This window comes from Pseudomonas sp. G3-19 (assembly GCF_054855875.1).
Genome location: NZ_JBMPIQ010000003.1, coordinates 1,794,773 through 1,808,070, shown reverse-complemented (window position 1 = coordinate 1,808,070; position 13,298 = coordinate 1,794,773). Strand labels below are relative to the sequence as shown.

Genomic DNA, 13,298 nt, shown 5'->3' with positions numbered 1-13,298 from the left:
ATAAAGTGTCCTCACTTGCTACTTATTTGGCACTTTGGCTCCTGACTCCCAGTCATACCCGACAGACCCCTGTTTCGAGCCTGACTGTTCAGCGCACCTGATGTAAGGTTGACCGTCATTCAGACGGCCACGGATTGGAGTAAAGCAGTTGTTCAAAAAGTACGCATGCTACTTGAGCATTTGTTTGCTCGCTGCGCCGTTTGTCGCTTGCGCCGATGAGCCGCTGCCACCGTTGCAGACCCTGCCGACGCCGCCGGCGGAAATGCCGGTCGAGCCACAAAGTCCGCTGCAAGCGGTGCTGATCGGTTTGCCCCTGGCGTGCCCGGCGATTGCCGCGCACCTGAGCGGCTCGGCGCTGACGCAATTGCAGGCGTTTTATCAGCAGCAGGACTGGCTGCCGGTGTGGGCCAGCGAGTCCGGGCGTTTGCCGGCCTTGCGCGCGCAGTTGCAGCTGTTGGCCGATGATGGCCTCAATCCCAAGCGCTACCCGGTGGCGGCCAATCCGCCGCAGGACGGCGAGTTGTGCGCCGATATCGACATCAGCCGCTCTTATCTGCAAGCCCTGCAGGACCTGCATTACGGTCGTCTGCTGCAATCGCATTTCGAGCCGCTGTGGCATTCCGATGACACCCCGCGTGATCGTCAGGCGGAATTGCTGGCGATCGCCGTGCCCGGTCTGCACGACATCAAGACCGCGTTCGATCTGGCGCGTCCGCGTCTGGCGCAATACCAAAGCCTGCGCCACCTCTACGCCAGCCAGCGGCTGCAAGCCTTGCCGCACTGGCAGTCGGTGGGCAACGGCCCGTTGCTGCGCCCGGCGATGGAAGACAAACGCGTGCCGGAACTGGCCCAACGCCTGTTCAACGAAGGCTATCTGACTCACGCCATCGGTACGCCCGGCAATGCCTATGAGGGCGTGCTTGTGGAAGCGGTGAAGAGCTTCCAGGCCAACCATTCGTTGCAGGCCGACGGGGTAGTCGGGCCGGGGACGATTGCCGAGCTCAACATCAGCCCGCTGACGCGCCGCGAACAATTGCGCGTCAACCTTGAACGTTTCCGCTGGCTGGCCCAGGACATGGAGCCCGACGGTTTGCTGGTCAACGTCGCCGCGGCTGAACTGACCCTATATCAGGCCGGCGTGCCGGTCTGGCAGACCCGTACCCAGGTCGGTCGCGCCGAACGGCAGACCCCGTTGCTCAAATCCCGGGTCACGCGCCTGACCCTGAACCCGACCTGGACCGTGCCGCCGACCATCTGGAAAGAAGACAAGCTGCCGGCGATCCGCAAGGATCAGACCTTCCTCAGCCGGCAGAACCTGCAGGTGCTCGACGCCCATGGCCAGCCGTTGGCCGCAGCGGATATCGACTGGGACAACCCCGGCAACATCATGCTGCGCCAGGAGGCCGGGCCGCGTAATCCGCTGGGGCAACTGGTGATCCGCTTCCCCAACCCGTTCGCGGTGTACCTGCACGATACGCCGAGCAAGGCCCTGTTCGACAAAGGCCCGCGCGCCTTCAGCTCCGGCTGTGTGCGGGTCGAGCACCCGATGCAACTGCGCGACCTGTTACTGACCCCGGCGGAACGTACGCGCACCGACACCTTGCTCGCCACCGGCAGCACCCACGAATTCCGCCTGTCGGCACCGGTGCCGATCCTCATGACCTACTGGACGGCACAGGTCGGCAAGGATGGGCAGGTGCGTTATTCGCCGGATATCTATAGCCGCGACAGTGCGCTGCTCGCCGGTCTCGACGGCGCACACTGAGTTCCGGATTTGCAGCAGCCCCCCCTGTGGGAGCGGGCTTGCTCGCGAAAGCGTCAGTTCAGTCAACATCAATGCTGACTGTACCGACCCCTTCGTGAGCAAGCTCACTCCCACACTTGATCGTGGCCAGCCCTGAATCCTTCATCCACCACAGCCCCAGTGGGAGCGGGCTTGCTCGCGAAAGCGTCAGTTCAGTCAACATCAATGCTGACTGTACCGACCCCTTCGTGAGCAAGCTCACTCCCACACTTGATCGTGGCCAGCCCTGAATCCTTCATCCACCACAGCCCCAGTGGGAGCGAGCTTGCTCGCGAAAGCGTCAGGTCAGCCAACATCAATGCTGACTGTGCCGACCCCTTCGTGAGCAAGCCCACTCCCACCCTTGATCGTGGCCAGCCCTGAATCTTTCATCTACCACAGCCCCAGTGGGAGCGGGCTTGCTCGCGAAAGCGTCAGTTCAGTCAACATCAATGCTGACTGTACCGGCCCCTTCGTGAGCAAGCTCACTCCCACACTTGATCGTGGCCAGCCCTGAATCCTTCATCCACCACAGCCCCAGTGGGAGCGAGCTTGCTCGCGAAAGCGTCAGGTCAGCCAACATCAATGCTGACTGTGCCGACCCCTTCGTGAGCAAGCCCACTCCCACCCTTGATCGTGGCCAGCCCTGAATCCTTCATCCACCACAGCCCCTTGTGGGAGCGAGCTTGCTCGCGAAAGCGTCAGGTCAGCCAACATCAATGCTGACTGTGCCGACCCCTTCGTGAGCAAGCCCACTCCCACCCTTGATCGTGGCCAGCCCTGAATCTTTCATCTACCACAGTCCCCTGTGATAGCCAGTGTGATTCGTGGCAGTTGCGCAGCGTCTAGCCCCAGTGTCCCCGCAATCCCATGGGGCGAGACTTCGGAACCCGGCATGCAAGCGCTGTTGAACGAGATTCTTGACGCTGTCCGGCCCCTGATCGGGCAGGGCAAAGTGGCTGATTACATTCCCGCCCTCGGCACCGTGCCGGCCAATCAGCTGGGCATCGCCGTGTATGGCAACGACGGCGAAATGTATTGCGCCGGCGACGCCGAGACGCCGTTCTCGGTGCAGAGTATTTCCAAGGTGTTCAGTCTGGTGCAGGCGATCGAGCATTCCGGCGAAGCGATCTGGGAGCGCCTGGGGCACGAGCCGTCCGGCCAGCCGTTCAACTCGCTGGTGCAACTGGAGTTCGAACGCGGGCGTCCGCGCAATCCGTTCATCAACGCTGGGGCGCTGGTGATCTGCGACATCAACCAGTCGCGTTTCGCCGCGCCAGCCCTGTCGATGCGTGACTTCGTGCGGCGCCTGTCGGGCAATCCGCAGGTGATCGTCGACGGCAAGGTCGCCGAATCCGAGTACCAGCATCGCGCCCGCAACGCGGCCATGGCGTACCTGATGCAATCGTTCGGCAACTTCCACAACGACGTCGAAGCGGTGCTGCGCAGCTACTTCAGCCACTGCGCGCTGCGCATGAACTGCATCGATCTGGCCCGCGCATTCTGCTTCCTCGCCAACGACGGTTTCTGCAAGCACAGCGGCGAACAGATCCTCACTCGGCGCCAGACCCAGCAGGTCAACTCGATCATGGCCACCAGCGGTCTGTACGACGAGGCCGGCAACTTCGCTTATCGCGTCGGCTTGCCGGGCAAGAGCGGGGTTGGCGGCGGCATTGTCGCGGTGGTGCCGGGGCAGTTCTCGGTGTGCGTGTGGTCGCCGGAACTCAACGCTGCCGGCAACTCGCTGGCGGGGATGGCGGCGCTGGAGATGCTCAGTTCGCGGATTGGCTGGTCGGTGTTCTGACCCAATCTTTTAAACACCACGAAACCTGTGGGAGCGGGCTTGCTCGCGAAGAGGCCAGCACATTCAATATCCATGTTGATGGTGCCGACGCCTTCGCGAGCAAGCCAGCTCCCACAGGTTCGGTGGTGTTTGTAGAAGGTGTGTTTCAGCGCAGAATCCGCTACATTTTCCGGCCGCCCCTCATATGGTGAATCCGCTTCATGTCTCTTGCGCTCGAACGTCTAGTCGCTGGCACGCCGATCCCTTTCGCTGGTAACCGCGTGACCGTGGTCAGCCCCGAACTGGCGGCGCGGTTTCAGCCCGGTGACCATCTGCTGGTCGAGCAGGTGAGTGGCGAGCTGTTGCTGATTCCGGTGGTTGACCAACAAGCGGCTGCTGTGGCAATCGAGCGTGCGCAAGCGGCTTTCAGCGCGCTTTCGGCGGTGTCCGACGAGGCCATCAGCCACTTCTTCGATCTGTTCGCACAACGCCTGGAAACCGCAGAGTGCTGGAACCTGATCGAAGCCGCCAACCTGGCCGACATCGAACGCGCCAAGGCCCGTGGCCGCTCGACCACCCGACTGCTCGCCGACGAACGCATGCGCCGCGACATGATCGCCGGTCTGCGCGCCTGGCGGGATGCGCCGGCCACGCGCGGCAAGGTCATCAGCAGCGTCGAACACGACGGCTGGAAGGTCGAGCAAGTGGTGTCGCCGCTGGGCATCGTGGCGTTCGTGTTCGAAGGACGGCCGAACGTGTTCGCCGATGCCGCCGGCGTTCTGCGCACCGGTAACACCGCGGTATTGCGCATCGGCAGCGATGCATTGGGCACCGCGCAAGCGATCGTCACTCACGCGCTGAACCCGGCGCTGGCCGATGCCGGTCTGCCGGCGGGCGCGGTGTCGCTGGTGGAAAGCGTCAATCACGCCGCCGGCTGGGCGATGTTCGCCGACCGGCGTTTGTCGCTGGCGGTGGCCCGGGGTTCGGGCCGCGCGGTCAGCCAGTTGGGCAGCATCGCCCAGCAGGCGGGCACGGCGGTCAGCCTGCACGGCACTGGTGGCGCGTGGCTGATTGCCGATCGTGACGCCGACGCCACGCGCTTCGCCGCCGTGGTGCGTAATTCGCTGGATCGCAAAGTCTGCAACACGCTGAACGTCTGCCTGATTGAACGTGATCGTGCCGTCGAGCTGATCCCGCTGTTCCTCAATGCGCTGCAGCAGGCCGGCAGCGCACGCGGTCAGGGCTGCAAATTGCACATCGTCACAGGCAGCGAAAGTTACCTGCCGGCTGAGTGGCAGAACGCGACGGTCGAGGTCTATCGCGCCGAGGGTTATCAGACCGAAGCTCTGGCCGAAGCGTTGGCGGAATCAGAGCTGGGCCGCGAGTGGGAGTGGGAAGAAACCCCGGAAGTCAGCCTGATGATTGTCGACGAACTGGATCAGGCGATCGCGCTGTTCAACCGCTACAGCCCGCAGTTCACGGTGTCGCTGATCAGCGAGGATGCTGCTGCGCAAGAGCGTTTTTACAACGCGGTGAACGCGCCGTTTGTGGGTAACGGGATTACCCGTTGGGTCGATGGCCAGTACGCGCTGAACAAGCCGGAACTAGGGCTTTCGAACTGGGAGAGCGGGCGCCTGTTTGCGCGCAGTGCGATTCTTTCGGGGGATGGGGTGTTTACGGTTCGTAGCCGTATGACCCAGATCGACCTCAGCGTAAAGCGCTGAAAACGCCTTATCCCGATTGATGCACACCGGCCCTGTGGCGAGGGGATTTATCCCCGATGGGGCGCGAAGCGGCCCCAAGAGATCGGGCCTGCTGCGCAGTCCATCGGGGATAAATCCCCTCGCCACAAGTTCCTCTTCACCTCAGCGGATTTGTATCAGGCGGCTGCGCTGGTGTTTGCCTGAATGGCGCAAGTCGCTGGCTGCTCAGCCAACGGCACAAACGTGCGCCGATCCGCCGCCAGCGCATCGATCGAGCCGGTCTCGATGTCATACACCCAGCCATGCAGGTTCAGCAGGCCCTTCTCCTGGGCCAGACGTACGCTCGGGTGGGTCTGAATATTCGCCAGTTGCGCGATCACATTTTCCCGCACCATCGAACTCAATTTCGCCGCGTCATTGGCGTGCGGCCGCGCCTCGTTCACCACTTTCGCCGACTCGGCATGTTGCAGCCAGCCGCTGACGGCGGGCAGATGATCCATGCATTTGCACTGGGCAATCGCGGTCATCGCGCCGCAATCGGAGTGGCCGCAGATCACGATGTCCGTCACCCCAAGCACCGCCACCGCGTATTCCACCGTCGCCGACACCCCGCCCGGATGCGGGCTGTAGGACGGCACGATATTGCCTGCGTTACGGATCACGAACAGCTCGCCGGGTTCTTGCTGGGTCAGCAGTTCCGGCACCACGCGGCTGTCGGAACAGGTGATGAACAAGGTGCCCGGGGTTTGAGTGGTCGCCAAGTGCTTGAACAGCTCGGTGCGTTGCGGAAACGCTTCGTTCTGGAACTTCAGGAAGCCTTCGATCAGGTTTTTCATGGTGTTGTCCTCTCAGTTCGAACAGCCGGTGCCGAATTCGCTGTATTGAAGAATGTGTTTTGCGCCGTGGCTGTCGAGGTAGGTCATCTCGACCGGTACAACGCCACAGACGTCGGCGACCGGGGTGATGTTCACGATTTCAGCAATATCCAGAGTCATGCCGTAGCGGTAGGCAATCGCCTCTTCATCAGCCTGGGCCTGGGCGGCAAGGCCGGCGAGCAGGGTCAGGGTCAACAGAATTTTGTGCATGGGGCAGCCTCCAGGCAGATGGGGTGACGACTTGGCAATTGAGGTTTGGATGGGCCCGCACACGGGGTGCGGGCCGGGGTGGATCAGAACGGACGCAGCGGCAGGAACTTGCCGTCGAGAGTGACCACGGCGCGGGAGCCGCCTTCCGGGTCTTCGACTTTCTTGATGTCGAGCTTGAAGTTGATGGCGCTGATGATGCCGTCGCCGAACTGCTCGTGAACCAGGGCTTTGAGGGTGGTGCCGTAGATCTGGATCATCTCGTGGAAGCGGTAGATGGTCGGGTCGGTCGGCACGCCGCTGAGGCTGCCGCGCAGCGGGATGATCTGTAGGGCGGCAACGGCGTCGGCGTCCAGTTCGAGTTTGTCGCCAACCACTTGCGCGGCGTCTTGTGGCAGCGGGTGCTGGCCGAGTAGGGCAGCAGTGACGTAGGCCAGGCTCAGGCCGGTGCCATCGGCAAGATCCTGCCATGACAAATTCTTGCGGGCCTTGATGTCGAGAATGCGCGTGGTCAGGGCCAGGCTGGCATCGTTATAGGCGTGGGACTGTTGCATGGTGTCACTCCTTTCAAGGTTGGCTTGCTGTGTGGGAGCCATCTTCTGTCGATTGATCCATAGCGTCCAAGACCGATATACAATGCTTCACATAAGTCCTGCCTATAGATGGTGATCCCATGTTGTTGCGACATTTACGTTATCTGCTGGCCGTGGCCGATCACGGCGGCTTCACCCGGGCGGCGGAGGCGTTGCATGTGTCGCAGCCGACTCTGTCGCAACAGATCCGCCAACTGGAAGAATCCCTTGGAGTGAACCTGTTCGACCGCACCTCGCGCACCGTTAAACCCACCGATGCCGGTGAGGCTTACATTGAGTGTGCGCGGCGCGTGCTGGTGGAACTGGAGGCGGGCAAGCGGGCGTTGCATGACGTTAAGGATCTGTCCCGTGGGCGCTTGCGGCTGGCCATGACCCCGACGTTCATGGCCTATCTGGTCGGGCCGTTGGTGCGCGATTTCGCGGCGCGCTATCCGGGTATTCATTTGCAGATTTTCGAACTGTCGATGGACGACATCGAGGCTGGGCTGGCGGACGATTCGCTGGACATCGCGATTGCCTTTACCCCGGTGCGCCACCCGGACATTGAGTGTATTCCGGCGTTTACTGAAACCCTGGGGATCATGGTCGGGCGCGAGCATCCGCTGTACGACAGCAGTGCGGTGCTGACATCGCGTGATCTTGCGCAACTTGATTTCGCCTTGCTGGCGCCAGATTTCATCACCCGGTTATCGATCGATGAGTATTTCCGTCAGCAGGGGATCACGCCGCAGGTGCGGATCGAGGTGAACTCGGTAAGTACGTTGCTGGAGGTGGTGCGGCATTCGCCGATGGCGACGATGTTGCCCGAAGCGATTGCCAGCGAAGACCGGGCGTTGCGTCGCTTGAGCGTCGAGAACGAAGCGCCGCAGCGTGGGGCGGCGTTGTTGCGGCGGCAGAATAATTACCACAGTGCGGCGGCGCTGGCGTTTGTGAATCTGGTCCTGCAAACGAAAATCTGACCAACAACACAGCCCCCCTGTGGAGCGGGCTTGCTCGCGAATGCGGTGTCTCAGTTGAGGTGATGGTGACTGACCCGGCCCATTCGCGAGCAAGCCCGCTCCCACAGGATTGTGTGTGAATTGCGGATATAAAAAGGGCCTGCTTCTGTTGGAAGCAGGCCCCTTTTATTTATTGAAGTTGTAACTCAGTAGAACCGGTCAATCACCCGAACTTCATTCTTGTTCTGCATCGAATCCCACGCCTGTTTCAGCGTCTGCAGCACATTGCCGATGAAGTCCTTGTCGGCCGCAGCTTTCTTGCCGACATAACCGTGGCCGCGGCGGTACATCTTCAGGCGGGCCAGCAGGTTCTGGTTGCTGCGGTCGAATTCTTCTTCACCAGCGTGGGGCGACAGGCAGTCGATATGCACCTGACCCGACTTGCTGATCCAGAGAATGTGGCTGTCGTGGCTGTCTTTTTGCGCAGCGAACATACGAGCCAGTTCTTCGATAGTAGGTTGATTGTTCAGATTCATGATGTTTGCCCCTTGACCAGTCTGGTGATCTTTCAAAGTTGATTCGCTAATACAGGTAGCCCATCGGTTAGTTGATCCCTGGCACCGAAACCAGGACGTCAGCAGTCGCCCGTGTGAAGTACGGGGTCATGCGTCTGTTGCATGTAGTCGTGTTGAATAACTGCTACGCAATAGCGTCACAACGAGGAGAAGCAGCGAAAACCGGGAGGCTCCTTGACGACGTTTTCAGGGTCGACCACAAGCGTCTTGAGAATTTTCGCCAGCGCTTCTCGTCCTTGTACTGGACGTTCAGGCCAGGTCAGCTTCTTCAATCTGCCTTGTGGGCAGCGTGTATCCGGAAAAAACAACTCGGCGGTCAGACGAGTTTGCTCAAGCGTGTTACCGATGTTCCCGATCGGGGAACGTCTTCATCATGCAAAAGCAAAACGGTGCCGTCAACGGTTTTGTAGTGATTATTTTTGTTCACTACATATTGTCGGACAAAGCTGTTTTGGAATGAGAAAAGATCCGTTCAGGCAACGGATGCGGGGGCGCGCAGGACGTAGAAGGTGCAGGGGTAACCGTCCACGGCGCGCTGTTGGCGGGTGAATGCGCCGCCAGTCAATTCGGGGATCAACCTGGCCCAGAAGCGCTGCGCAGGCAGGTTGGCGTCGATGTGGAAAATCTGCCATTGACCGGGCAGACGGCTCAAGAGGGCAGAGACGACAAACTGCGCGACGCCTTGGCCACGATAGCGTCGGGAGAGGAAAAAGTAGCCGATGTTGTGTTCGGCGCCGTCGATGTGGGTTTCGTCATCCACGGTCACGAAGCCGGCCAGTTCACCGTCGACGCAGATCAGGAACGGTTGGGTAGCTGGATTGCGCCAGTAGTCGTCTTTCGGCTGAATGCTGAAGAAGCCATGTTCGCCGAGTTTCAGTGGTAGCCATTGGCTGAAGTCGTACATGTAGAACTGCATGAGGTTTTCGATGGTTTGCAGTTCGTCGCGGTGGGCGGGGTGCAGTTCGATAGTGGGCATTGGGGGGAATTCCTGAAGATTGCGACTTCAGTATTGTCGACTCATACCTTGTGGTGAGGGGATTTATCCCCGATGGATTGCGCAGCAGTCCTCTTGTTTAAGTAAAAGCTGGGGCCGCTTCGCAGCCCATCGGGGATAAATCCCCTCACCACAGAGTCCCTCACCACAGAGTCCCCCACCACAGGACTGATCATTACTTCGCTGTGCGTTTGGCTGCGCTGGCAGTTTTGCTTCGGGTCGATTTACGCTTTTTCTTCCACGGCGCCGCAGCCTTGCCGGCCGGTGGCGGGCCGCTGATGGTCAGGCTCAGCGCCGAACAGCGGCTGACCTGCTTGCTCATCCACGCCGCCTGTTTGGTGACGAACTCCTCCAGGCTCATTTCGCCACTCTGCACCATGTCCAGCGCCTGCTCCCAGATGGCGGTGGTGCCGGGGTCGGCAATTGCCCGGGGTACGGCGTCGATCAGGCTGAAGGCTGCAGGCGTCGCGGCCAGCGCCTTGCCGTTCTTCACCAGATAACCTCGATCCAGCAGACCCTGAATGATCGAAGCGCGGGTCGCTTCGGTGCCGATGCCGGTGGTGTCCTTGAGTTTCTGTTTGAGCAGCGGATCTTCCACCAGTTTGGCGACGTTCTTCATCGCCTTGATCAGGTCGCCCTCGGTGTAGGGCTTCGGCGGCTGGGTCCACAGATCCTTGAGGTTCACGCCGGCCACGGCGCAATCGATACCCTGGCTAAGCGCCGGCAGGGTTTGCGGGGCTGGCGCTTCACGACCCTTGGCCGGGGCGAGGGCTTCGGGCAGGGCGCGTTTCCAGCCCGGTTCGATGATCTGCTTGCCGACGGCGCGCAAGGCTTCACCGGCGCAATCGAAGTCGGCCTGGGTGCGATCGTATTCATGGTTGGGCAGAAATTGCGCCAGATAACGCGCACGAATCAGGGTATAGACCGCCCGGTGTTTGCCGCTCAGGCGTTCGAGATTTTTCGCCGCGGCGGTGGGGATGATGCCGTGGTGGGCGCTGACCTTGGCGTCGTTCCACGCCCGCGAGCGGCGCTGCGGGTCGAGGTGACCGTTCAACACATCAAGGCTCGGGTCGGCCTGACGCAGTGCCGCCAGTATCCCCGGCGCCTCGCTGTGCTGGCTCAGCGGCAGAAAGCCGCAATCGCTGCGCGGGTAGGTGATGACCTTGTAGGTTTCGTAGAGGGCCTGGGCGATGTCGAGAGTTTCCTGGGCGCCGAGACCGAGTTTCTTCGAGCAGACCTCCTGCAGGGTGCCCAGATCGAATGGCAGCGGTGCCACTTCACGCATGCGTTCGGTGCGCAGTTTGACCACTCGCGCACTGGCGGCGCTGTTCAGAGCGGCGGCTGCCTGCTGGGCCAGCGCCTGATTCAGACAGCGATCCTGCTCGTCGCAAACGTCGGAGGGCGCACGCCATTGCGCGGTGAACGGCGTGCCGTCGTGCAGCAGTTGCACATCGATCGCCCAGTACGGCACCGGCACGAAGTCGGCGATGCTGCGGTCGCGGTCCACCACCAGCCGCAGTGTCGGCGTCTGCACCCGGCCGACCGGCAGCACACCCTGATAGCCGGACTGCCGGCCCAATAGCGTAAACAGGCGACTCATGTTCATGCCGATCAGCCAGTCGGCCCGCGAGCGCCCCAGCGCCGAGTGGTACAGGCTGAAGGTTTCCGCTCCCGGCTTCAGCGCGGCCAGGGCCTTGCGGATCGACGCCTCATCCAGCGCCGACAGCCACAGGCGACGGATCGGCCCGCGATAGCGGCAGTGCTCGACCAGTTCCCGGGCGATCATTTCGCCCTCACGGTCGGCGTCGGTGGCGATGATCAGTTCGCTGGCCTCGCCGAGCAGGCGCTTGACCGCTTTGTACTGGCTGGCGGTGCGCGGCTTGACGGTCATTTTCCACTTGTCGGGAATGATCGGCAGATCCGCCAGCACCCAGCGCTTGTAGCGCGCGTCGTAGGCATCCGGCGGCGCGGTTTCCAGCAGATGGCCGATGCACCAGGTCACTGTGACGTCCGTTCCCAGCCAGCAGCCGTCGCCCCGACGCTTTGCGCCGAGCACGGCCGCAATGTCCTTGGCCTGGGAAGGTTTTTCACAGAGGTACAGCCGCATAACCACCGTCGTCGTTCAGTTCACTGGAGGTGCACAGAATGGCCGGAGTTCGCGCTAGGGGCAACTTTTATCTGTATGGATATACAGATAAAAACGTTGCCGGGAATGACCGGTATTACCGGGACGGCGCGGGCGACTATCGAGAAATCGAATGGCACCGCGCTTGCCGGGCATGGCAGGTTCGTCGGGCCTTTAAGAAACGCGAGCGACAGGACGATCTCGCCAGAAGATCGCCACGGTCCGAACGCACTGACCACTCTGAAACAAGGAAGTCCCACCATGGCTCAAGCCAAAGCAAAATCCAGCAGCGCCTATGACGAAGTGAACGCCTTCAGCCACCTGTACGACCGCGGCGTCGGCCTGGTGAACGGCAAACCGTCGTTCACCGCCGATCAGGCAGCCGACGAAATCCTGCGCAAAAACCTGTCGTGGCACGACAAGAACGGTGACGGCAAAATCTCCCTGACCTACACCTTCCTTACCGAGAAACCGGCAAACTACAACCCGAACCTAGGCAACTTCAGCCAGTTCAGCGCTCAGCAAAAGGCTCAAGCCATACTGGCCATGCAATCCTGGGCCGACGTGGCCAAGGTCACGTTCACTGAGGGCAAGGGCGGCGACGGCCACATGACCTTCGGCAACTACGACGTCAGCACCGGCGGCGCAGCGTTCGCCTACCTGCCGAGCGGCGGCAGCTATGACGGTCAGTCGTGGTACCTGATCAACAATCAATATCAGGTCAACAAGACCCCGGACACCAACAACTACGGGCGTCAGACCCTGACCCACGAAATCGGCCACACCCTTGGCCTGTCGCACCCGGGCGCCTACAACGCCGGCAACGGCAGTCCGACCTACAACGACGCCAAGTACGCCGAAGACACCCGTGGCTACAGCCTGATGAGCTACTGGAGCGAAGCCAACACCGACCAGAACTTCAGCAAGGACGGCAGCGGCGCCTACGCCTCCGCGCCGTTGCTGGACGATATCGTGGCGGTGCAGAAACTCTATGGCGCCAACTATGCAACCCGCGCCGATGACACCACCTACGGTTTCGGCTCCAACGCCGGCCGCGATTTCTACAGCGCGACATCGGCGGCGTCGAAAGTTGTGTTCTCAGTGTGGGACGGTGGCGGTAACGATACGCTGAACTTCTCCGGCTTCACCCAGAACCAGAAGATCAACCTCAATGAGGGTTCGTTCTCTGACGTTGGCGGGCTGGTCGGCAACGTATCGATTGCCTATGGCGTGACCGTGGAGAATGCGGTTGGCGGTTCGGGCAATGACCTGCTGATCGGCAACTTGGCCGTCAACCATCTGTTCGGCGGAGCCGGCAACGACATCCTTTACGGCGGTGGCGGCGCGGATGTGCTGTGGGGCGGCGAGGGCGCAGACACCTTCGTGTTCGGCGCGGCCAGCGACTCGACCAACAACCAGCCGGACTGGATCATGGATTTCAAGAGCGGCGTGGACAAGATCGACCTCTCGGGCATCGCCGCGTTTGCCACGGGGGCGGCGTCACTGAACTTCGTCAGCAGTTTCACCGGCCACGCGGGCGATGCGATCCTGACTTACTACGCGCAGAACGGTCAGACCGGGCTGCTGGTCGATCTGACCGGGCAGGGGCAGGTTGACTTTGCCGTGGGTGTGGTGGGGCAGGCGGTGGCGACTGATATCGTGGTTTGATGTGAAATGACAGGGCCAACCTGACGCTTGTGGCGAGGGAGCTTGCTCCCGCTC

The 13,298-nt window shown here is 61.4% G+C and carries 11 protein-coding genes; 5 read left to right on the top strand and 6 right to left on the bottom strand.

The genetic code is table 11. From position 1 onward, the window contains the following. The first annotated feature begins 148 nt into the window (after positions 1-148). The 3 genes from ACOYXI_RS08220 (at position 149) to ACOYXI_RS08210 (ending at position 5,290) form a co-directional block, all read left to right on the top strand. Entirely contained in the window at positions 149-1,765 is a 1,617-nt protein-coding gene (locus ACOYXI_RS08220) for a L,D-transpeptidase family protein (protein WP_461674703.1), read from the top strand. 913 nt (positions 1,766-2,678) lie between these two features. Further along, entirely contained in the window at positions 2,679-3,587 is a 909-nt protein-coding gene (gene glsB, locus ACOYXI_RS08215; RefSeq protein ID WP_027611723.1) for a glutaminase B, read from the top strand. Between the two features lie 200 nt (positions 3,588-3,787). Next, positions 3,788-5,290, top strand: a complete 1,503-nt coding sequence (locus ACOYXI_RS08210) for an aldehyde dehydrogenase family protein (protein WP_461674702.1) — start codon at positions 3,788-3,790, stop codon at positions 5,288-5,290. Between the two features lie 155 nt (positions 5,291-5,445). Here the strand turns inward: ACOYXI_RS08210 and ACOYXI_RS08205 are convergent, their stop codons facing one another. The 3 genes from ACOYXI_RS08205 to cynS all read right to left on the bottom strand — a co-directional run bounded on the left by ACOYXI_RS08205 (position 5,446) and on the right by cynS (position 6,905). Continuing rightward, positions 5,446-6,105 carry a carbonic anhydrase gene (locus tag ACOYXI_RS08205; RefSeq protein ID WP_135296091.1) on the bottom strand — a complete coding sequence of 220 codons (660 nt, stop codon included), beginning with the start codon at positions 6,103-6,105 and terminating at the stop codon, positions 5,446-5,448. 12 nt (positions 6,106-6,117) lie between these two features. Beyond that, positions 6,118-6,354 carry a DUF2790 domain-containing protein gene (locus tag ACOYXI_RS08200; RefSeq protein ID WP_097090279.1) on the bottom strand — a complete coding sequence of 79 codons (237 nt, stop codon included), beginning with the start codon at positions 6,352-6,354 and terminating at the stop codon, positions 6,118-6,120. An 83-nt stretch (positions 6,355-6,437) separates the two neighbouring features. Next, on the bottom strand, positions 6,438-6,905 hold the full coding sequence (gene cynS / locus ACOYXI_RS08195) for a cyanase (RefSeq protein ID WP_097090280.1): 468 nt from the start codon (positions 6,903-6,905) through the stop codon (positions 6,438-6,440). A 119-nt stretch (positions 6,906-7,024) separates the two neighbouring features. On the opposite strand from cynS, the gene cynR reads away from it, so the two are divergent. Continuing rightward, the gene (cynR, locus tag ACOYXI_RS08190) at positions 7,025-7,903 is read left to right on the top strand and encodes a transcriptional regulator CynR (protein ID WP_098964429.1); all 879 of its coding nucleotides are present in this window, start codon (positions 7,025-7,027) and stop codon (positions 7,901-7,903) included. Between the two features lie 185 nt (positions 7,904-8,088). On the opposite strand, the gene ACOYXI_RS08185 is transcribed toward cynR, so the two are convergent. The 3 genes from ACOYXI_RS08185 to ACOYXI_RS08175 form a co-directional block, all read right to left on the bottom strand. Next, on the bottom strand, positions 8,089-8,418 hold the full coding sequence (locus tag ACOYXI_RS08185) for a hypothetical protein (RefSeq protein ID WP_007966852.1): 330 nt from the start codon (positions 8,416-8,418) through the stop codon (positions 8,089-8,091). A 511-nt stretch (positions 8,419-8,929) separates the two neighbouring features. Then, entirely contained in the window at positions 8,930-9,433 is a 504-nt protein-coding gene (locus ACOYXI_RS08180; RefSeq protein WP_134786704.1) for a GNAT family N-acetyltransferase, read from the bottom strand. A gap of 193 nt (positions 9,434-9,626) precedes the next feature. After that, complete coding sequence (locus ACOYXI_RS08175; RefSeq protein WP_098964424.1) at positions 9,627-11,558, bottom strand: DNA topoisomerase III; 1,932 nt, start codon at positions 11,556-11,558, stop codon at positions 9,627-9,629. Between the two features lie 279 nt (positions 11,559-11,837). On the opposite strand from ACOYXI_RS08175, the gene ACOYXI_RS08170 reads away from it, so the two are divergent. After that, on the top strand, positions 11,838-13,244 hold the full coding sequence (locus ACOYXI_RS08170; protein ID WP_461674701.1) for a serralysin family metalloprotease: 1,407 nt from the start codon (positions 11,838-11,840) through the stop codon (positions 13,242-13,244). The last annotated feature ends 54 nt before the right edge of the window (positions 13,245-13,298 follow it).